Genomic DNA, 17,723 nt, shown 5'->3' with positions numbered 1-17,723 from the left:
TTTAACCGGGCGCCCCGCAGAAGATCGGAAATTTCACGAGTTTCCGGCCAATGCGGGGCGCCCAGACGTTGCTGTAGGGGCTTTTCTAGGCCACATTCCACCACCATCGGCGCGATCGTAGCGCAGTGAGTCTAAAGCCTGGAGATTGTATCCTATGAACAAGAACGAACTCGTAAGCGCGGTTTCGGAAAAAGCCGATCTTTCCAAGCAGCAGGCGACCGCTGCAGTCGACGCCGTTTTCGCGACGATCGAGGAGACGCTGGCTGACGGCGGCGACATCCGTCTCGTTGGCTTCGGCACCTTCGCCGTCACCCATCGTAACGCCTCCAAGGGCCGCAACCCTTCGACCGGCGCCGAAGTCGACATTCCCGCTCGCAACGTTCCGAAGTTCACGCCGGGCAAGGGTCTCAAGGACTCGGTCAACAAGTAAGATCCGGTTGGCTCCGGTGCCGCTTGCGCGGCGCCGACTGCCTTCCATCCAAGGCTTCCCGCCGCGCAAGCGACGACGGAAGCCTTTTTCGTATTTGGCGACCGGATCTTTTCGCCGCCTTCCACGCACTCGATCGATCGATGAGGCCTGCCTGATGCGCCGGGCGGGCGAAGTGCGATCTGCCGCCGACTTCGCCCTCCATCCGGCATCGCTCAGTCGTCGGTGCTTTCGACGCTCGCGTCCTTCACGTAAGGCTCGACCGTACCCTTCAACTTGATCTTGAGCGGGTTGCCGTGCCGGTCGCGCGACTTGCCGGCCTGGACTTTGATCCATCCTTCGGAAACGCAATACTCCTCGACATTGGTCTTCTCTTTCCCGTTGAAGATCACGCCGATATCCTGACCGAGGACCTCCTCGTCGTAATGCGGGCTGTCTGGATCGATGGAGAGGCGGTCCGGCAATGCGGTGGTCATGGATGGTTTCCTTCTGCGAATTGATCGGCTCGGCCGACGAATGCCCTTCGATAGCGGCATGGCTCGGCCGAGGACAAGCCGCGTCATTTGGAAAGGTCGATGCAAGCTCCGGGCCGCCATGGCCATCTTCATGTCTGGTTCAGTCGGCATAAGCGATCCAGAACCGGCGGTATCGGTTTTCGACGTGCATGAATGCCGTCGTGCGAAGCGGTCCGCGGATGATCGAAATGGGGATGAAACCGAATGGGTCGCGGGCCGAAGAAGTCCTTGTCGCAGAGCGTTCTGAGTGCGGGCGCGATCATAAGCTGCGTTCTGGCGGCAAGCGGGACTGTGAACGCGCAGCAGCGTTATCTTCCCAACGGCATCCCCTCGCAGGCGGTCGAATCCTTCATCGACGAGTACGGACGCGAAGTCTTTCTGGACATCAACGGCCGCGTGGTCGCGGTCATTCAGCCGGACCGCGCGCCGCAGGGCGGAGCGCAGTTCGACAGCCGTGGGAGCCAGGTCTTCGATCGTCCCCCGCCTCCCGGCGTGACGCTGGAAGGTCCGGCCTTCATCGAGCCGGGCCAGCAGGGGTTCGGCAATGGTGGAGGCTTCGACCAGGCTCCGAATACGATCGATCCCTACGACAATCGTCGCTACGAAAGCGGCCCGGTGGAGGCCTCGCCGCTGCCGGCGCCGGATGGTGGCCTCATGGATGCCGCTCCTGAGACTCAGTCCGCCGAACTGCCGCAGAGCGAGGTTCCGCCTCTGACCCCGCAGGGCGAGGTGCCGCCGCTGACGCCTCAGAGTGACGTGCCGCCGCTGACGCCGCAAAGCTCCGATGTGGCGGAACTGCCGGCTCCCGGCGCGCCGATCGTGAACGACGGCGCATCCTCGGTCGGAGAATTCCTCGATCAGCAATTCCGCGAACAGACGATCCAGGAGACCGATCCCGCACCTCAGGTCGCAACACCTCAGGGTCCGGACAAGAAGGCGGCGGTCGCAGCTCTCCAAGTCATCCTCGATCGTGCCGGGATGAGCCCGGGCGTCATCGACGGACGCATGGGCTCGAACGTCAACAAGGCCGTCGCCGCCTATGAGGAGAAGTACGGCCGAAAGCTCTCGACGGGCGACAGCCGGGCGCTTGCCGAGGAGCTGGATCGCACGGGCGGCCCGGCGGTCGTCACCTACGAATTGACCGCCGAGGACGTTGCGGGGCCCTTCGTCGCCTCGATCCCGACCGACTATGCCGAGAAAGCGCAACTCGACCATATGAGCTTCGAGACGCCGACCGAGAAGCTCGCCGAGCAGTTCCATATGGACGAGGACTATCTGAAGGCGATCAATCCCGGCGCCGACTTCACGCGTGCCGGCACGCGAATCAAGGTGATGAGCGTGGGGCAGAACGTGACCGGCAAGGTCGCGCGAATCGTCGCCGACAAGGGGCGCGAACAGGTGCGCGTCTACGATGCGATGGGCGATCTCATCGCGGCCTATCCGTCGACCATCGGTTCGTCCTCCACGCCGTCACCCTCCGGGACGGTGCAGGTGAACCGGATCGCCTTCGATCCGAACTACACCTACAACCCGAAGATCAATTTCAAACAGGGCGAAAACGACAAGGTTCTTACCATCCCGCCCGGCCCGAACGGCCCGGTCGGCTCGGTCTGGATCGCCCTGTCCAAGCCGACCTACGGCATCCACGGTACGCCGGAGCCGTCCAAGATCGGCAAGACGAACAGCCATGGCTGCGTGCGTCTGACCAACTGGGATGCCTATGAACTCGCGAAGATGGTCAAGCCCGGCGTGACCGTCGAATTCGTGGATTGAGACGAGCGCCCGCCGAGGCCGATTTCTTCCTTGGCGGGCGTGACAAATGGACGGGCATGGTGTAACGACACCTCGATTTCCTCACAAGAACAGAGCCGTTTGATCGGCCATGTCGGGGTCTTATCCGCTCCGGAATGCAACGAATTGAGGCTATGCCATGAATATCATTCAGGAACTCGAAGCCGCCGAAGCCGAGCGCATCGCCGCCATCCGTCAGATCCCGGAATTCTCCCCGGGCGACACGGTTCGCGTGAACGTTCGCGTCACCGAAGGCACCCGCACCCGCGTCCAGGCCTATGAGGGCGTCTGCATCGCCCGCTCGGGCAGCGGACTTCAGGAGAACTTCACGGTTCGCAAGATCTCCTACGGCGAGGGCATCGAGCGCGTGTTCCCGGTGTCGTCCCCGATCCTCGATTCGGTCGACGTCGTGCGCCGCGGCAAGGTCCGCCGCGCCAAGCTCTACTATCTTCGCAATCGCCGCGGTAAGTCCGCTCGTATCGTCGAGGCGACGAACGTGCGTGCGCGCAAGCTGAACGAAGAGGCGCGTCAGGTCGCAGCTGATCAGCGCGATCAGGTGAAGGCCGAGAAGGAAGCCGCGAAGGCGAACGCCGCGGAGTAATATTTCGCGCGGCCTCGTGGCTGTCAGTTTCGAAAAAGGGCGGTTCCGAACGGAGCCGCCCTTTTTCATGTCGGGAGCGCTGTGGCGTCCTCTCGTCGATCTGGCAGGATTAGGTGCCTCCGCTACGCTTCGTTGTATCGATCGATAGGCGTCCCGATGGACGCATCTGAAAGGATGAGAGGACCCATGCTGATCGGAATTCTCGAAGCCGGACGCAATCGTGACAGGCTGCGCGACAAGCACGGGAGTTATCCCGAGATGTTCGAGCGCCTTCTTTCGCGCGCCGATCCGTCCCTTCGCTTCAAGGTCTATACGGTTCTCGACGATGTCTTTCCGAATTCGGTAGAGGAGTGCGATGCCTGGCTCGTGACGGGCTCGCGTTATACGGCCTTCGATCGCCTACCCTGGATGTTGCGGTTGGAGGCGTTCCTGAGGGACGTGATGGAGCGCGGCGGACCGATCGTCGGCATCTGCTTCGGTCATCAGATCCTCGCGCAGGCCATGGGCGGCGAGGTCCGCCGGGCGAACGAGGGTTGGGGTCTCGGCGTCCATCGCTACATGCTGGAAAGTCGGCCCGACTGGATGGGAGACGCCCCGGACCACTTCGCCCTGTCCGCCGTCCATCAGGATCAGGTGACACGCATACCCGAAGGCGCGAGTGTCGTCGCATCTTCGACCTTCTGCCCGGCGGGCGTTCTCGTCTATGGCGACAAGGCGCTGACGATCCAGGCCCATCCGGAGTTTCCGAAGGATTACGTCGCAGATCTGGTGGAGGAACTCGCCGGGGACGGGATCGACGGCAGAACGATCGACGATGCGCGGGATCGTCTCGCAAGTCTTTCCACTGATTCCGGCATGATCGCCGATCAGATCGTCGCCTTCCTTCGAAAGGCATCGCGTTCGGCTGACGAAGCGCCGGTACCAGCGAGCGCCGGATCGGCCTGATGGCCGCCTCGCACCGCCACCGGCACCGGCACTGGCACCGGGAACGTCCGAATTTGCGACGTCCGGGTCAGCCCTGCTTCTGAAGCAGTAAGGCGACGAGCGCGGTCCAGCCCGTCTGGTGGGATGCGCCGAGGCCGAGGCCGGTATCGCCGTGAAAGTATTCGTTGAAGAGGATGAGCTCGCTGCCGTCCGCCGCTCGAGGCGCCGGGCCGCCGAGGGCAGGGCGCGTCCCGTCGCCACCCTTCAGGAAGAGTCCCGTCAGGCGTCGGGAGAGCTCGGCCGCGACCTCGGACAGGCTGGCCATACGGCCCGATCCGGTCGGACACTCCACCTTGAGGCCGTCCCCATAAAAGCGATCGAACTCTTCGAGAGCTTCGACGAGCATGACGTTGAGCGGCATCCAGACCGGGCCGCGCCAGTTCGAATTGCCGCCGAAGATCCCGGATGTCGAAGTGCCCGGTTCGTAGTCGACGCTGGCGCTGATGCCGTCGCAATCGAACGTATAGGGCGACGCAGCATGAGCCTTGGAGAGCGAACGGATGCCGAAGGGCGACAGGAACTCCGTCTCGTCCAGCATCCGGTTCAGGATCGCCTTCATGCGATGGGCGCGCAGGAGCGAGAGGAGAAGCCGGGCGTCCTGGCCGCGATCTTCATAGTGGGACACCTGCCCGGTCAGGTCCGGACGGTGGCGCAGCATCCAGCCGAGCCGGCGGGCGAAATCGGGATGTCGGTCGGCAAGCCCTGCGTCGAGGACTTCCACGGCGCAGAGGGGAATGAGACCGACAAGGGAGCGAACCCGCAGCGTTTCCTCGCTGCCGTCAGGCAGAACGAGTTCGTCGAAGAAGAAGCCGTCCTCCTCGTTCCACAGACCGTTCCCGTCGCCATCCTCCTCCTTGCGCCCGACCCGGGCCATGGCCGAGGCGATAACCAGGAAATGCTCGAAGAATTTGGTCGCGACGTCCTCGTAGACCGGATTGCGCGTCGCAAGTTCCAGCGCCATGCGCATGAGATTGAGGGCATACATCGCCATCCAGGCCGTGCCATCGGCCTGCTCCAGCGTTCCGCCGCCAGGCACCGGCGCCGAGCGGTCGAAGACACCGATATTGTCGAGGCCGAGAAAGCCGCCCTGGAAGAGATTGCGTCCGCGCGAATCCTTCCGGTTCACCCACCAGGTGAAGTTGATCGTCAGTTTGTGGAAGAGCCGTTCCAGGAAGTCGAGATCGGGTTTGCCGGTCGCTGCCCGGTCCATGCGAAACACCCGCAGGGCAGCGAAGGCCTGGATCGGTGGATTGGCATCGCCGAAATTCCATTCGTAGGCCGGGATTTGCCCGCTCGGATGCATGTACCATTCGCGCGTCAGGAGCAGCAGCTGCTCTTTGGCAAGGTCCGGATCGACGATGGCCGCCGCCATCGCATGGAAGGCGAGATCCCAGGATGCGTACCAGGGATATTCCCAGGTGTCCGGCATCAGGATCACCTCGCTGTTGTCGAGGTTCGTCCATTCGGCGTTGCGTCCCGCAAGACGCGCCTTCGGCGGTGCAGGCTGCGCCGGGTCACCGTCGAGCCACCGCTTCACATTGTAGCGATAGGTCTGCTTGGACCACAGAAGACCGGCAAGCGCCCGGCGCTGGACGAGCCGCGCATCCTCGTCCGCGATGCCACGTTGTAACGCCGCATAGAAGGCGTCCGCCTCCTCCTGCCGCTCGGATGCGAGACGATCGAAGCTGGAGGCGTCGAGTGGAACGACCGATGGAGGTGCGAAGCGATAGCGTAGAGAGAGACTTTCACCGGGCGCCAGTTCATGAACCGACCATGCGGCGCATTTCGTGCCGGACCGGGGCAGGGATGCCGGATCGCCGCCGACGATATGATCGTTGATCGCGTCCTTGAATGCGCCCTCGGCGGTCTCGCCATAGAGCCGCCGGACATTGGTCTCGTTCTCGCAGAAAAGCCAGGTCGCAGGCTGGAGGGCTTCGAAGCGCATCTCCTCGAAGACGGGATGAACCGCACGAATGGCGGCGTCCGTCTCCTGGGTGATCTGCGGCTTCGGTGCGCCTTCGCGCCAGCTCCAGATATTGCGGGCGACGAGCTGCGGGATGACATGGATCGTGGCGGCTTCGGGTCCGCGATTGACGATCGTGACGCGCATCAGGATCTCGCCGGGCGTGGCCTTCGCATAGTCCACGGTCACGTCGAAGAAGCGATCGCCGGACAGGACGCCGGTATCCTCCAGCTCGTATTCGGGCTCGTCCCGGCCCCGGCGGCGAGCATTCTCCGCGATCAGATCCTCGTAGGGAAACGGTGCCTGCGGATAGCGGTAGAGCATTCGCTGCCATGCGTGGCTCGGCACCGCATCGATATGCCACCAAAGCTCCTTCGCGTCCTCGCCGTGATTGCCTTCTGCATTGGCGAGGCCGAACATGCGCTCCTTGAGGATCGGGTCGGCGCCATTCCAGAGGGCGAGCGACAGGCACCAGGTCTGATGCTCGTCCGAAAAGCCGGCAATGCCGTCCTCGCCCCAGCGATAGGCGCGCGAGCGGGCATGGTCATGGGGCAGATAGGACCAGGCCTCGCCATCGGCGCTGTAATCCTCGCGCACAGTTCCCCATTGGCGCTCGGCGAGATAGGGCCCCCAGCGCCGCCAGCCGTCTTCGCGGGCCTGCGCGATGCGCTCGCCCTCGACCGTATCGAAGATCGGCGATCGCGACCCGTCGGGCGTTTCCATCGTCACATCATCCGATCCATGAGGGAGCCGAGAATCCAGACCGTGCCGGCGATCATGATGGCGATGATCAGGAAGGTGAAGAGAAGAAGCTGGAGATCCTCGCGTTTCTGCCGCGTCAGGTCGAGATGCAGGAAGCAGCGGAAGTGAACGATGATCTGCGCCACCGCGAAAGCGCCGAGGCCGCAATAGGCGACGAACGGGCCGAAGGGCTGCCAGAGCGCGGCGAGAAACGAGAAGGCCGTCAGAACGACCGCGCCGGCGAAACCCCAATAGTAGGAGCGCAGTTCGCGGCGATGTTCGGCCTCTCCGAGTTTCAGAACGGTGTCCGTGTTCGTGCTCAAGCGAATGCTCCCGGCAGGAAGATGACGGTGATGATGCCGACCCAGATGACGTCGAGGAAATGCCAGTAGAGACCGAGCCGCAGAATGCGCGACTTGACGTCCGCCCTCAGCCCGAAGACCCCGATCTGGGCGACCATCGCCACGATGAGAAGGCTGCCGACGGCGACGTGCAGACCGTGCAGCCCGACGAGCGCCCAATAGGCCGAGAGGTAGCCCGAACGCATCGGCACGGCGCCGATCTCGGCGGCATGCATGAAGTCTCGGATCTCGAGACCGAGGAAGACGAGGCCGAGCGCGAGGGAGGCGAGAAGCAGCCCGACGACCTTGGCGCGGCCCTCGTTATATTTCATCGCGACGGTGCCGAGGCCGAAGACGAGGGAACTTGCGAGAAGGGCGCCGGTCTGCATGGCGATGCTGGCGAGGTCGGTGATCGCCGCATTGCCAGGCCCCCCGGCCGTCGCGTCGATCGCCGTCGCATAAATGGCGAAGAACATCGCGAAGGTGACGAGGTCGCTCATCAGGAAGACCCAGAACCCGAAGACCACCATCTCCGCATCCCGGTGCGCAGCGCCGTGCGCCGGCCCGAGATTGAGGCCGGGATGCAACGGTCGGCTGGCGTCCACGCCCGGATCTGCCACCGTGCTCGTCATGCTCGTCATGCTCGTCATGCTCGGGCTCCTGCGATCGGTGCGGCATAGCCATGATTGGTCGGGGACACCTCGTCTTCGCGCCGGGTCAGATTTTCGGAGCGTGCAGCTTCGATCCAGCGCCTCTCGACGCGAGCGATCTCTTCGGCAGAGATACGGATCGGCCGATCGGGCAGAAAGCCGAGCGCGATTCCGTAGCCGACCATGACGAGCAGGGAGAGGGCCGCCAGCCACCAGATCCAGAAGACGAGGGCAAAGCCCATCATGGTTCCGAAGACGGCGATCGCAAGGCCGATATAGGACTTCGCCGGAAGGTCGACGGGTTCGATCCGGTCGATGTCAAACTGGAACGCCTGGCCGGACATCTTCTCGATGCCGAAGGCATGGCGGGACGACACTTGCGGGATCACCGCGAAGTTCCATTCGGGGACCGGCGCCGGGGAGGCCCATTCGAGCGTCCAGCCGTCCCAGGGATCGCCGCCGGGAACGGCGAGTTCGTCCCGGTGCCGGACCGAGACGAGGAAGGTCACGAAGAAGCTCGTCAAGGCCGAGACCAGTATCAGCGCCCCGACAAAGGAGACGACCACATAGGGAATGAAGGCCGGATCGTCGAAGGCCGGGCTGCGGCGCGGATAGCCCATCAGGCCCAGAGCATAGAGGGGCAGGAAGGTGACTGCGAAACCGGCCACGAACAGATAGGCCGTGCGCAGGCTCCAGGTCTCGTCGAGCCGGAAGCCGAAGAACTTCGGGAACCAGGTATAGATCGCAGCGAGGATGGCGAAGAGGCTTCCGGGCAGAAGCACGTTGTGAAAGTGCGCCACGACGAACTGGGAATTGTGAACGGCGAAGTTGATCGTCGGATTGGCGAGCATGACGCCCGTATAGCCGCCGATGACGAAGAAGACGATGAAACCGGCCAGATAGACGATCGGCGTGCGCAGGCGAACGCGGCCCCGCCAGAGGGTGGCGATCCAGACATAGACCTTCACTCCGGTCGGAATGGCGATCAGCATGGTGGCGATGCCGAAGGCCGCATTGATCGCCGAACTCTGGCCCATGGTGAAGAAGTGGTGGAGCCAGACGGTGAAGGAGAGGACGGCGATCGCCATGGTCGCGGCGACGAGCGAGACGTAGCCGTAGAGGACCTTGCCCGAAAAGGTCTGGGAGATTTCCGAATAGATGCCGAAGGCGGGCAGGATCAGGATGTAGACCTCCGGATGGCCGAACATCCAGAACATGTTGGCATAATTCATCATGTTGCCGCCGAGGTCGTTGGTGAAGAAGTGGAAGTCCAGATACCGGTCGAGGGCCTGCATCAGGGTCACGGCGGTCAGCGGCGGCAGCGCGAAGATGAGGAGGATCGACGTGCAGAGCGCGGTCCAGGTGAAGAGCGGCATGCGCATGAAGGTCATGCCGGGACAGCGCATCTTGTAGATGGTGACGGCGAAGTTGAGGCCCGACAGGAGGGAGCCGACGCCGGAGAGGCCGATCGCCCAGACCCAGTAATCGGGCCCCGGGCCGGGCTGGAAGGTTGCGCCGGTGAACGGCGGATAGGCGGTCCAGCCGCCGGTCTCGAAACCGCCGATCACGAGGGAGATCATGATCAGCATGCCGCCGACGACGGTGAAGCCGAGGCTGATCTGGTTGAGCTTCGGGAATGCGACGTCCCGCGCGCCGATCTGCAGGGGCACGAGAAGATTCATGAGCCCGATGAGGGCCGGCATCAGCACGAAGAAGATCATGATCGTGCCGTGGGTCGAGAACAGTTCCGCGAAGTGCTCGGAGGACAGGAAGCCCTTCTCGTAGGACGTCATCAGATGCGCGCGCATCACCACGCCCTCCAGAACGCCGCGCGTGAACATGATCCCGGCGAAGGCCAGATACATGATGCCGATCTTCTTGTGATCGGTGGTGTTCAGCCACTGGGTGAAGAGCGGTCCCCACCATCGCTTCACGGTGAGGAGGCCGAGAACGGCGACGACACCGACGATGACGATCCAGCTCGCGATCGAGCCGATCGCCGTGCTGAGGTCCGGATTGTGGAAGATCTTCAACGGTTCGAAATCGCTGAGCGAAAGCCGGCCGAAGAGAAAACTCTCGTTCATCACTCGCTTCCGTTCTTCGGCTCGCCTGCATGGGCGCCGTGGTTCATGCCGCCCATGGCCGTTCCATGCGGGCCGGAGCCCTCGGGGACGAGGGCATCGCAGGCTCCGTCCGGCAGCGATGCGGCATCCGGTTCGTAAAGGGCGCTGCCGGGCTGCTCGGTGATCGAGATCGGCTTGTTCTGGTGGTATCGGGCGACCACACGGTCGAACAGGCAGGGATCGTCGAGAGGCATGAGCGCGGCCTTCACGACCTCGAACTCCCTTACGCCGACCGCGCTGGAGATGAGGCGCGGATAGGTTCGGGCGGTCAGCGGATCGCCGGAGGCACCGGTTACCCAGGCGTCGAAATCGCCTTCCGTCATCGCCTGCATCGGGACGCGCTGATTGGCGAAGCCCGCGCCGTTGTACTGGGTCTGGATCGCTCTGCCTTCACCGGGTTCGCTCGCAGCCAGATTGAGCTCCGTCACCATGCCCGGCATCAGATAGATCTGGCCGGCGAAGCCTTCCGCCAGGAAGCTCTGCATGACCGTGTCGGAGGTGATGCGAAAGCTGACCGGACGGTCGACGGGGATGGCGATCTCGTCGAGGGCGGCGACGCGCTCGTCCGGATAGATCGCGAGCCATTTGTCGTCGAGACCGATGAGATCGATCCGGAGCGGGTCGCCTCCGGGCAGCGGCGCGTAGGGATCGAGATCGAGGGTCGACGAAACGAGCCAGACGCCGAGAAAGCCGACGACGATCACCGGCCCGGTCCAGATGGCGGTCTCGTAGAAGCCGTTGAACTCCCATGTCGGCCAATAGCTCGAAGATCGTCCACCGAGCCTGTAGCGCCAGATGACGAACGCCGTGAGAAGCAGCGGCGGCACGACGACGAAGAGACCGATCAGGGTGACGCGTATGAGATGCCAGCTCTGGGCTTCGAGAACCGGGCCGATGGGGTCGAGAAGGCTTGCGGCGAGGGCAGGGCTCGGCACCAGAAGAGCCAGCGAAAGAGCGGAGAGGACGGCAAGTATGGCGAGTGCCATCGGCTTGTCGAAGCCGTGTGATGTCCGCACCCGCAGACCCATCCGAAGGGCATGGGCACCGGCGCGTCTCGCCCGGGCGTCGGCCGTGCGTCTGTCGAGCGATCCGGCTATGCTAGCATTCCACATGGTGCGCCATGGATCGTCGATCTCGTTCCGGCTCCGCCCGCAGATGGGTGAGCGATGGTGTTGGTTGGCGGTAGGCCGGTTCACACGAAGCGGCAAGAGCGATGTCGCTGTGCTGCACGCTTCATCCCTTCCGATGTGAAGACCGGCACCGATGATCTGAGCGTGCGGCATACCCGCTCGTCAGGCAAGACGTTCGATCCGGTGTCCGTCTGGATCCCTCAGATATTCCGGATTCCGCCCGGTGCCTGTAAGAAGGAGTGTCGTCGCGAACGGCGAGCCGTCGGGCACTGGAATCTCCACCGTTCGGGGCGCTACATAGCCCAGAAGTTCCAGATGGGGCGCGTGATCGCAGGGCGGTCTCAGCGCCACGACGTCGCAGGTGGCGTAATTGCCGAGACCGTCCATCCGCCCCTGTTCGGCGCCGATATTACGCTGGCGCTCGCCCTGCCGAAAGCCGAGGCCCTTGTAGAACCGGATCGCGCGATCGACATCGGCGACGGTGATGGCGCTGTGGTCGATGCCGAGACACGGGCCGGGCGCCGAGAGATCTTGCCAGCGCTCCGGAACGGCGTCCGGCGGAAACTGAAGAAACTCCAGAGGATGGCCGTCCGGATCGCGGAACTTGAAGGCCGTGGCTCCGCCCGAGGCGTCCGGCAGACGCTCCGGACCGTCGGAAGAGATCGGCTCCCAATCTGCCGATCGCTCCAGTTGCCGCATGGCGTCGTCCATGTTCGAGACGACGATGGCTAAGTGCTGGAAACCCGTCGCGTTCGAAACGGGAGGGCCGTCTCGCGCCTCAGGTGAGCGACCGCCTGCTCCTTCCGCTCGTGCTGGAACGAGGTGCAGCCGCTGCCGACCGAGAGCGATCTCTGCCCCGTTCGTCAAATCGGCCGTCTCCGCTCCGATGAAGACGCAGCCGAAGGCCTCATGGTAGAATCGAATGCTGCGGGGAAGGTCGCGGCAGACGAGCCTGATCCCGGATATCCTGAGATCGCTCATGGCCATCGCGCCCCGCGCCGATCGAGGAAGACCGCATAGAGCGCGTGGCTCACGCCGATGAAGAGCCGATTGAAATGGGGCGATCCGCCGAAGCAGAGATTGGAGACGGGCGCGGGGAGGCGAAGCTTCCCCAAACATTCGCCGTCCGGCGATATGCATTGGACACCGTCGCCGGCGCTCGACCATATATTGCCGTCCTCGTCGATTGCCATTCCGTCCGTGTAGCCCGGCGAGACCTTGAAGAAGTCGCGCGGTTCTCCGAGCGATGACCCGTCCGGCGAAACATCGCAGACCCTCAGCACCTGAACCGGATCGGACCGCGTCTGGTCGCCGGTCTCCGCGATGTAGAGTCTGCTTTCGTCCGGCGAGAAGGCGAGGCCGTTGGGTCCGTCGAAGGCGTCGGTGACGCAGGTGAGCGCGCGGGTCTCGGGCTCGAGGCGATAGACGGCCGGGGTCGTCTCCGAAGTCTGCCGCGTGCCCTCGTAATCGTTGGAGATGCCGTAGACCGGATCGGTGAACCAGATCGTGCCGTCACTCTTGACCACCACGTCGTTCGGCGAATTGAGGCGTTTGCCCTCGAAGCGGTCGGCGAGGATCGTCACCCGTCCGTCGTGTTCGACGCGGCCGACGGCCCGCTCGCGGTTCGAACAGAAGATGACCCTTCCCTCGCGGTCGCGTGCCTGCCCGTTGGCATTGCCGGACGGCATGCGCCACACATTGAGACCCGCAGCTTCGCTCCAGCACATGGTCCGGTCGCGCGGCAAATCCTGGAAGAGCAGCGCGTTCCAGTCGCCAATCCAGACGAGGCCCTCGATCCACCGAAAGCCGTCCGCGAGCTTCTCGATCGGCGCATTGCCGAGAATGTAGCGGGCAAAGCGTTCGTCGAGGATTTCGATGCCCGTCTCGTCGGATGGTTTCATCATTGGAGGTCTACCTCACGAGAAGCGACAGGGTGTCGTCCGGTCGCGGTGGGTGTCGAACTGGACCACCATGAGAACCGCCGGCTCTTCGCCCACGGTTCCCGATTTGTGGCCCTTCCTGCCGCCCTCTTCGCGGGTTCCCTGATCCTCGCCGAAGGAAATCTCGCCGGGTCCCATCTCGACGCGTGTGCCATCCATGGATTCCACGAACCAGCGGCCGGACAAGGGTATGATCCACTGGGGCGCCGGATTTTCGTGCCATGTGCCTTCCCAGTGAGGCGGCTGCACCGTGACCATGACAGTCATGCCGTCGTGATGCCTGTTGCCCTGCCATTGGGGCGCTGCGGGCGGCTGCATCGACTTTTTCTCGAATTCGGTCATGTGGCAACGGACCTGCCGGCTGACACCGCTCTCGTCGGTGTAGAGATGCCAATATGGCACGCTGGGCGTGTCGTTCTCGCTCATGGCTGCGTTCCGATCGCGTAGGGCTGAGTGGAGGAGAGGGGATTGACGAAGAAGTCGTTCACCGTTCCTGCGGAAGTCCCGAAGGTGATGAGGAGGAAGCCGCCGGCAACCGCGAAATTCTTCAGGAAGTCCCAGAACGTATCGCGGCCCCGAGATGGACCGATCAGGCGGAAATCGTCGGCGCGCCAGAACTGCTTGAAGAGAACGGCGGTCGCCGCGCAGTAGCCGGCGAGAATGAAAGCGGCGAGCCGATCGGCGATGCCGGTGAGAATGCCGAGCGACATGACCACTTCGACGAAGAGGCCGACGAGAATGAGCGCGCGTGCCAGGAATCGGTTCGAAACCGCCTCGCCGGCCTGACCGGTTGCGGCCTCGAAATTCGCGATCTTGTCGAAGGCGCTGAAAGGGAGAAACAGAAGGACGAGGGACAGCCGCGTCAGGAAGGTGATCAGGATTTCCAGGGTCATTGGGCGCTGAGAGCCTCGTCGCTTGTCGAACGGATAAGCCGGCGCCGAGCGCGAGCGTTCCGGCCTTACACTATTTTTAGGATCGCGAGACGACCGGCCGGGGCTGCTCCGGCAGGGCCGGGCGGCTAGATAGAACGGCGGGTGCGAGTGCGAACGAGCGGAGCGCACTGGATTACGACAGAGGACGAGGCACTATGACGGCGGACATCGAAGAGCGCTACGACGTGGTCATCGTCGGCTCCGGCCCCGGCGGCGGGACCATGGCCTGGAAGCTCGCACAGACCGGAAAGCGCGTCCTCCTCGTCGAACGCGGCGACTATCTCAAGCGCGAGCGGGAGAACTGGGACACCAAGGCGGTTTTCGTCGACGGACGCTATCAAGTGGACGAGACCTGGAGTTCCGCCTCCGGCGAGACCTTCAAGCCCGGCTTGCACTATTTCGTCGGCGGCAATTCGAAGGTCTACGGCGCCGTGCTGCTTCGCCTCCGGGAAGAGGACTTCGGCACGATCCGCCATGCAGGCGGACTGTCGCCGGAATGGCCTGTGAAATACGACGAGTTCGAGCCGTATTATCAAGCGGCGGAAGAGCTGTTCGAAGTGCGCGGCATACGCGGCGAAGATCCGACCGAGCCCCGTTCGCCGAAGCCCTACAAGCATCCGCCGATTGCGCACGAACCCCGAATTGCGGAACTCGCGGCCGGCTTGAGAGGCGAGGGCCTCAATCCCTTCCACCTGCCCATGGGCGGGTTGATGGATCAGGACGAGACAGGAGCGGCGACACCCCATTCCCGGCTGCTCCGCTGCGACCCCTTCGATGGCTATCCGAGCCTCACCAACGGCAAGTCGGACGCCCAGATCATCTGCGTCGATCCGGCTCTGGCGGCTCATCCCAACCTGACGCTCCTGAAGAATGCCTATGTGGACAAGCTCCTGACCGATCCGGCTGGGCGGGAGGTCACCGGTCTCGAAACCATCATCGAGGGCAGGCGCCATGTGATCCGGGGCGATATCGTCGTGGTCGCCTGCGGAGCGCTGTCCTCGGCCCTGCTCTTCTTGCGTTCGGGCAATGATGCGCATCCGAACGGCCTTGCCAATCGATCGGGCCAGGTCGGTCGCAATTACATGCGCCACAACAACGCGACCGTTCTCGCCATCTCCCGCACGCCGAACCCGACCGAGTTCCAGAAGACGCTGGGGCTCAACGATTTCTACCACGCGCATGACAAGTCACCGGCGAATGCTCGCGAGTTTCCGCTCGGCCACATCCAGATGGTGGGTAAGTCGGACGGGACCCAGATCGAGGCCGAGGGGCTGCCCGAAATGCTGCATTGGCTACCGCGCAAGCCCTTCGACTGGATCGCCCGCCATTCCATAGACTTCTGGCTCACCTCCGAGGATCTGCCGATCCCGGAAAACCGCATCCATTACCGCAACGGTGAGGTCCATCTCGACCTCACGCCGACCAATATGGAACCTCACCACATTCTGCGCGAAACGCTGCGCCAGATCTGCGACAAGGTGGACATCCACCCCCATCTCCTCGACCGGAAGCTCTATCTCGGAAAGGACACGCCGATCGGAGGAACCGCCCATCAGGCCGGCACCTTGCGCTTCGGTGAAGATCCAGAGCGGGATGTCCTCGATCTCGATTGCCGGGCGCACGGGATCGACAATCTCTACGTCACCGATGGCAGCTTCTTCCCGTCGATCGGCGCGGTGAACCCGACATTGACGATCATCGCGAACGCGTTGCGCGTCGCCGATCGGATCGAAGAACGATTGGGGTGACGGTGACAGGCGGACTGCCAATTCTGGCGGATGGTCGCGATGCGGTTGCAGCGACCGATCCAAAGAACCATTGCAGATTGCGGGCCACCAGCGGGCAGCGAAATGCCGGTGGTGTCCAGCACTGAGACTGAGTCAGCAGGGAAGGGCGGGCCCACCAAATAATCGCGTCCGACCCCGATCAGGGAGAAGAACGCCTGAGGCTAGGACTGCGAAGACGATCAGTTCGTCGATGGCTCGGGCTGCGCGGCCGCCGGCTCCGACGAAGTGCTTCCTGCGGATCCGTCCGATCCCGGAACCGGAGCGGCCTCGGCTTCCGGCATCAGATCGATCGAGTCGAGATCGGGTTTGTCCATCTCGGCCTTCGTGGCTTCGACGAGATCGTCATTCACCGATTTTGCGGCACAGGTTCGAATCGCGCTGACCGTTTCCTGCTGCTCGAGGTCTTCCTCGCGCACGGGACAGACCTCGCTCGCCAGTTCGGGCTCGACCGCGACCGTCAGCGGGATCGCGGAAATGGATGCGGAGAGCTTGTCGGCGATGGTCGTGCGGACATTCCAGTCGCCGAGAGAGACGTCAATCTTGTCCGAAGCGATGGGGTCTTCGTTTCCGATCAGGACATCCGCGGACTCGCTGAGGCTCTGCATGACGTCGTCGCTGCTGGCCGGCGCGTCCTGAGACTGCGCAAAGACGGAACCGGTTGCGAGACCGAAAAGGAGGGTGCTGACAGTCAGTACGGTCCGATGGGTTCGCATCATGGTTTCCTCGGGACAAGCGATGTTGCTGTGCACCAATGTTGGTCCACTCGTCCGATTCGCCAAGGGAGCGGGACGAAAAAGGTCTCCGTTGTGTGGCCCTGCGCGAACCCATCTCTCAGCGGCGTAAGATATTGCGAAACACGCATTCGGAAAGACCGGCTCACCTGGCCGGCCTTTCCTAACGAGTAAGTGCGCTGGCTATTCCTTCAGGTCGTTCGGTCCCTTCTTCAGGTCGTCCGTGTCCTCGTCCACCTCGACGGCTCGGGACGGGCGCCGCTCGAGTTCGCCGCCGAGGCGATCCGGGCTGCCCGGACGATCGAAATCGTTATCCATGGATGGCCGCGCCTTCGGAGCCTGCTTCTGATAGCCGAGATCCTGATCGCGATCCTGCACATCCGGCTGGTTCTGCTGGTTGTCGAACTTCGTCGGTCCTTTGGTCACTCGCGGGATACTCCTTGACGCATGGTTGCACTCGAAATTTCCGAACGGCCTGTGCCCGCCGGTTTCCCCACCAACCATCAAGGCCGCGTTGCGTTCCGCGCCTTCGCGACGAAGATCCATGTACGCACCGGATCCGGCCGAAGGGTCGCGGGACCTTGTGCGCGGCGGGTTCGTGGCCAAATGGGTGGGTACGGATTGCAAGGAGCGCGTTTCATGGACGTACAAAGCGAGCAGGATTTTCCGGTCACCCGAACCGACGAAGAATGGCGCGAGATGCTGACGCCGGAGCAGTATCAGGTCATGCGCAAGCACGGCACGGAACGTCCGGGCAGTTGTGCGCTGCTGCAGGAGAAGCGGGCAGGCACCTTCACCTGCGTGGGCTGCGGACAGCCGCTCTTCATCTCGCGCACGAAGTTCGAGAGCGGCACAGGCTGGCCGAGCTTCGATACGCCGGTGGAGGGTTCCGTGGAGGAGAGCCGGGATACGAGCTACGGCATGGTCCGTACGGAATGCCATTGCAGCCAGTGCGGCAGTCATCTCGGCCACGTCTTTCCGGACGGGCCTCCGCCGACGGGCCTTCGCTACTGCATCAACGGCGTCGCCCTGAACTTCGAGCCGGCTGAGTAGCGACTTCCGCGCTT

Annotated in this window: 18 protein-coding genes; 6 read left to right on the top strand and 12 right to left on the bottom strand. The window is 63.4% G+C overall.

The annotated features are described in order from the left end of the window. The first annotated feature begins 154 nt into the window (after positions 1-154). Positions 155-430, top strand: a complete 276-nt coding sequence (locus tag DYI37_RS02565) for an HU family DNA-binding protein (protein ID WP_116681603.1) — start codon at positions 155-157, stop codon at positions 428-430. Positions 431-642: 212 nt separating this feature from the next. On the opposite strand, the gene DYI37_RS02560 is transcribed toward DYI37_RS02565, so the two are convergent. Next, positions 643-903, bottom strand: a complete 261-nt coding sequence (locus DYI37_RS02560; protein WP_116681602.1) for a DUF3297 family protein — start codon at positions 901-903, stop codon at positions 643-645. A 267-nt stretch (positions 904-1,170) separates the two neighbouring features. On the opposite strand from DYI37_RS02560, the gene DYI37_RS02555 reads away from it, so the two are divergent. The 3 genes from DYI37_RS02555 (at position 1,171) to DYI37_RS02545 (ending at position 4,279) form a co-directional block, all read left to right on the top strand. Next, a complete protein-coding gene (locus tag DYI37_RS02555) occupies positions 1,171-2,715 on the top strand; it encodes a L,D-transpeptidase family protein (RefSeq protein WP_245413743.1) in 1,545 nt (514 codons plus the stop codon). Between the two features lie 157 nt (positions 2,716-2,872). Then, complete coding sequence (rplS, locus tag DYI37_RS02550) at positions 2,873-3,334, top strand: 50S ribosomal protein L19 (RefSeq protein ID WP_116681600.1); 462 nt, start codon at positions 2,873-2,875, stop codon at positions 3,332-3,334. Between the two features lie 186 nt (positions 3,335-3,520). Further along, positions 3,521-4,279 (top strand): glutamine amidotransferase-related protein, encoded by a 759-nt coding sequence (locus DYI37_RS02545; protein ID WP_158555062.1) that lies wholly within the window; start codon positions 3,521-3,523, stop codon positions 4,277-4,279. A 67-nt stretch (positions 4,280-4,346) separates the two neighbouring features. On the opposite strand, the gene DYI37_RS02540 is transcribed toward DYI37_RS02545, so the two are convergent. The 9 genes from DYI37_RS02540 to DYI37_RS02500 form a co-directional block, all read right to left on the bottom strand. Beyond that, complete coding sequence (locus tag DYI37_RS02540) at positions 4,347-7,004, bottom strand: MGH1-like glycoside hydrolase domain-containing protein (protein ID WP_116681598.1); 2,658 nt, start codon at positions 7,002-7,004, stop codon at positions 4,347-4,349. A gap of 2 nt (positions 7,005-7,006) precedes the next feature. Next, a complete protein-coding gene (gene cyoD / locus DYI37_RS02535; RefSeq protein WP_199520060.1) occupies positions 7,007-7,345 on the bottom strand; it encodes a cytochrome o ubiquinol oxidase subunit IV in 339 nt (112 codons plus the stop codon). Beyond that, positions 7,342-8,013: a cytochrome c oxidase subunit 3 gene (locus DYI37_RS02530; protein WP_245413742.1), complete on the bottom strand. Its 672-nt coding sequence runs from the start codon at positions 8,011-8,013 to the stop codon at positions 7,342-7,344. The genes cyoD and DYI37_RS02530 overlap by 4 nt, the downstream gene beginning before the upstream one ends. Continuing rightward, positions 8,010-10,097 carry a cbb3-type cytochrome c oxidase subunit I gene (locus tag DYI37_RS02525; RefSeq protein WP_116681597.1) on the bottom strand — a complete coding sequence of 696 codons (2,088 nt, stop codon included), beginning with the start codon at positions 10,095-10,097 and terminating at the stop codon, positions 8,010-8,012. Before DYI37_RS02525 ends, DYI37_RS02530 begins: the two co-directional genes overlap by 4 nt. After that, entirely contained in the window at positions 10,097-11,122 is a 1,026-nt protein-coding gene (locus DYI37_RS02520) for a cytochrome ubiquinol oxidase subunit II family protein (RefSeq protein ID WP_147307855.1), read from the bottom strand. The genes DYI37_RS02525 and DYI37_RS02520 overlap by 1 nt, the downstream gene beginning before the upstream one ends. A 306-nt stretch (positions 11,123-11,428) precedes the next feature. Further along, positions 11,429-12,247 (bottom strand): VOC family protein, encoded by an 819-nt coding sequence (locus DYI37_RS02515; protein WP_158555061.1) that lies wholly within the window; start codon positions 12,245-12,247, stop codon positions 11,429-11,431. Beyond that, on the bottom strand, positions 12,244-13,170 hold the full coding sequence (locus tag DYI37_RS02510) for an SMP-30/gluconolactonase/LRE family protein (RefSeq protein WP_245413741.1): 927 nt from the start codon (positions 13,168-13,170) through the stop codon (positions 12,244-12,246). The genes DYI37_RS02515 and DYI37_RS02510 overlap by 4 nt, the downstream gene beginning before the upstream one ends. 12 nt (positions 13,171-13,182) lie before the next feature. Beyond that, a complete protein-coding gene (locus DYI37_RS02505) occupies positions 13,183-13,632 on the bottom strand; it encodes a cupin domain-containing protein (protein WP_116681594.1) in 450 nt (149 codons plus the stop codon). Next, positions 13,629-14,099 (bottom strand): DoxX family membrane protein, encoded by a 471-nt coding sequence (locus DYI37_RS02500; protein ID WP_116681593.1) that lies wholly within the window; start codon positions 14,097-14,099, stop codon positions 13,629-13,631. The genes DYI37_RS02505 and DYI37_RS02500 overlap by 4 nt, the downstream gene beginning before the upstream one ends. Positions 14,100-14,293: 194 nt before the next feature. Between DYI37_RS02500 and DYI37_RS02495 the strand changes: the two genes are divergently transcribed. Next, positions 14,294-15,886: a GMC oxidoreductase gene (locus DYI37_RS02495; RefSeq protein WP_116681592.1), complete on the top strand. Its 1,593-nt coding sequence runs from the start codon at positions 14,294-14,296 to the stop codon at positions 15,884-15,886. Between the two features lie 218 nt (positions 15,887-16,104). Here the strand turns inward: DYI37_RS02495 and DYI37_RS02490 are convergent, their stop codons facing one another. Both DYI37_RS02490 and DYI37_RS02485 read right to left on the bottom strand, forming a co-directional pair. Next, positions 16,105-16,641 carry a hypothetical protein gene (locus DYI37_RS02490; protein ID WP_116681591.1) on the bottom strand — a complete coding sequence of 179 codons (537 nt, stop codon included), beginning with the start codon at positions 16,639-16,641 and terminating at the stop codon, positions 16,105-16,107. 198 nt (positions 16,642-16,839) lie between these two features. Then, complete coding sequence (locus DYI37_RS02485) at positions 16,840-17,082, bottom strand: hypothetical protein (protein ID WP_116681590.1); 243 nt, start codon at positions 17,080-17,082, stop codon at positions 16,840-16,842. Positions 17,083-17,295: 213 nt separating this feature from the next. Here DYI37_RS02485 and msrB point away from each other — a divergent pair, with 213 nt between their 5' ends. Then, complete coding sequence (gene msrB, locus DYI37_RS02480) at positions 17,296-17,709, top strand: peptide-methionine (R)-S-oxide reductase MsrB (RefSeq protein WP_116681589.1); 414 nt, start codon at positions 17,296-17,298, stop codon at positions 17,707-17,709. Positions 17,710-17,723 lie beyond the last annotated feature (14 nt).

Origin of the sequence: Fulvimarina endophytica (assembly GCF_003403015.1) — a bacterium.
Lineage (GTDB): Bacteria > Pseudomonadota > Alphaproteobacteria > Rhizobiales > Rhizobiaceae > Fulvimarina > Fulvimarina endophytica.
Note: the sequence above shows the minus strand (reverse complement) of the source record. Positions and strands in the feature narration are given on the sequence as shown.

Bases quoted from the DNA above. Each gene is read 5' to 3' on its own strand.
- DYI37_RS02500 (WP_116681593.1), bottom strand. From the start codon at position 14,099: ATGACCCTGGAAATCCTGATCACCTTCCTGACGCGGCTGTCCCTCGTC.
- DYI37_RS02505 (WP_116681594.1), bottom strand. From the start codon at position 13,632: ATGAGCGAGAACGACACGCCCAGCGTGCCATATTGGCATCTCTACACC.
- DYI37_RS02510 (WP_245413741.1), bottom strand. From the start codon at position 13,170: ATGATGAAACCATCCGACGAGACGGGCATCGAAATCCTCGACGAACGC.
- DYI37_RS02540 (WP_116681598.1), bottom strand. From the start codon at position 7,004: ATGGAAACGCCCGACGGGTCGCGATCGCCGATCTTCGATACGGTCGAG.
- DYI37_RS02525 (WP_116681597.1), bottom strand. From the start codon at position 10,097: ATGAACGAGAGTTTTCTCTTCGGCCGGCTTTCGCTCAGCGATTTCGAA.
- DYI37_RS02490 (WP_116681591.1), bottom strand. From the start codon at position 16,641: ATGATGCGAACCCATCGGACCGTACTGACTGTCAGCACCCTCCTTTTC.
- rplS (WP_116681600.1), top strand. From the start codon at position 2,873: ATGAATATCATTCAGGAACTCGAAGCCGCCGAAGCCGAGCGCATCGCC.
- msrB (WP_116681589.1), top strand. From the start codon at position 17,296: ATGGACGTACAAAGCGAGCAGGATTTTCCGGTCACCCGAACCGACGAA.
- DYI37_RS02530 (WP_245413742.1), bottom strand. From the start codon at position 8,013: ATGACGAGCATGACGAGCATGACGAGCACGGTGGCAGATCCGGGCGTG.
- DYI37_RS02515 (WP_158555061.1), bottom strand. From the start codon at position 12,247: ATGAGCGATCTCAGGATATCCGGGATCAGGCTCGTCTGCCGCGACCTT.
- DYI37_RS02565 (WP_116681603.1), top strand. From the start codon at position 155: ATGAACAAGAACGAACTCGTAAGCGCGGTTTCGGAAAAAGCCGATCTT.
- DYI37_RS02545 (WP_158555062.1), top strand. From the start codon at position 3,521: ATGCTGATCGGAATTCTCGAAGCCGGACGCAATCGTGACAGGCTGCGC.
- DYI37_RS02520 (WP_147307855.1), bottom strand. From the start codon at position 11,122: ATGGCACTCGCCATACTTGCCGTCCTCTCCGCTCTTTCGCTGGCTCTT.
- DYI37_RS02495 (WP_116681592.1), top strand. From the start codon at position 14,294: ATGACGGCGGACATCGAAGAGCGCTACGACGTGGTCATCGTCGGCTCC.
- DYI37_RS02560 (WP_116681602.1), bottom strand. From the start codon at position 903: ATGACCACCGCATTGCCGGACCGCCTCTCCATCGATCCAGACAGCCCG.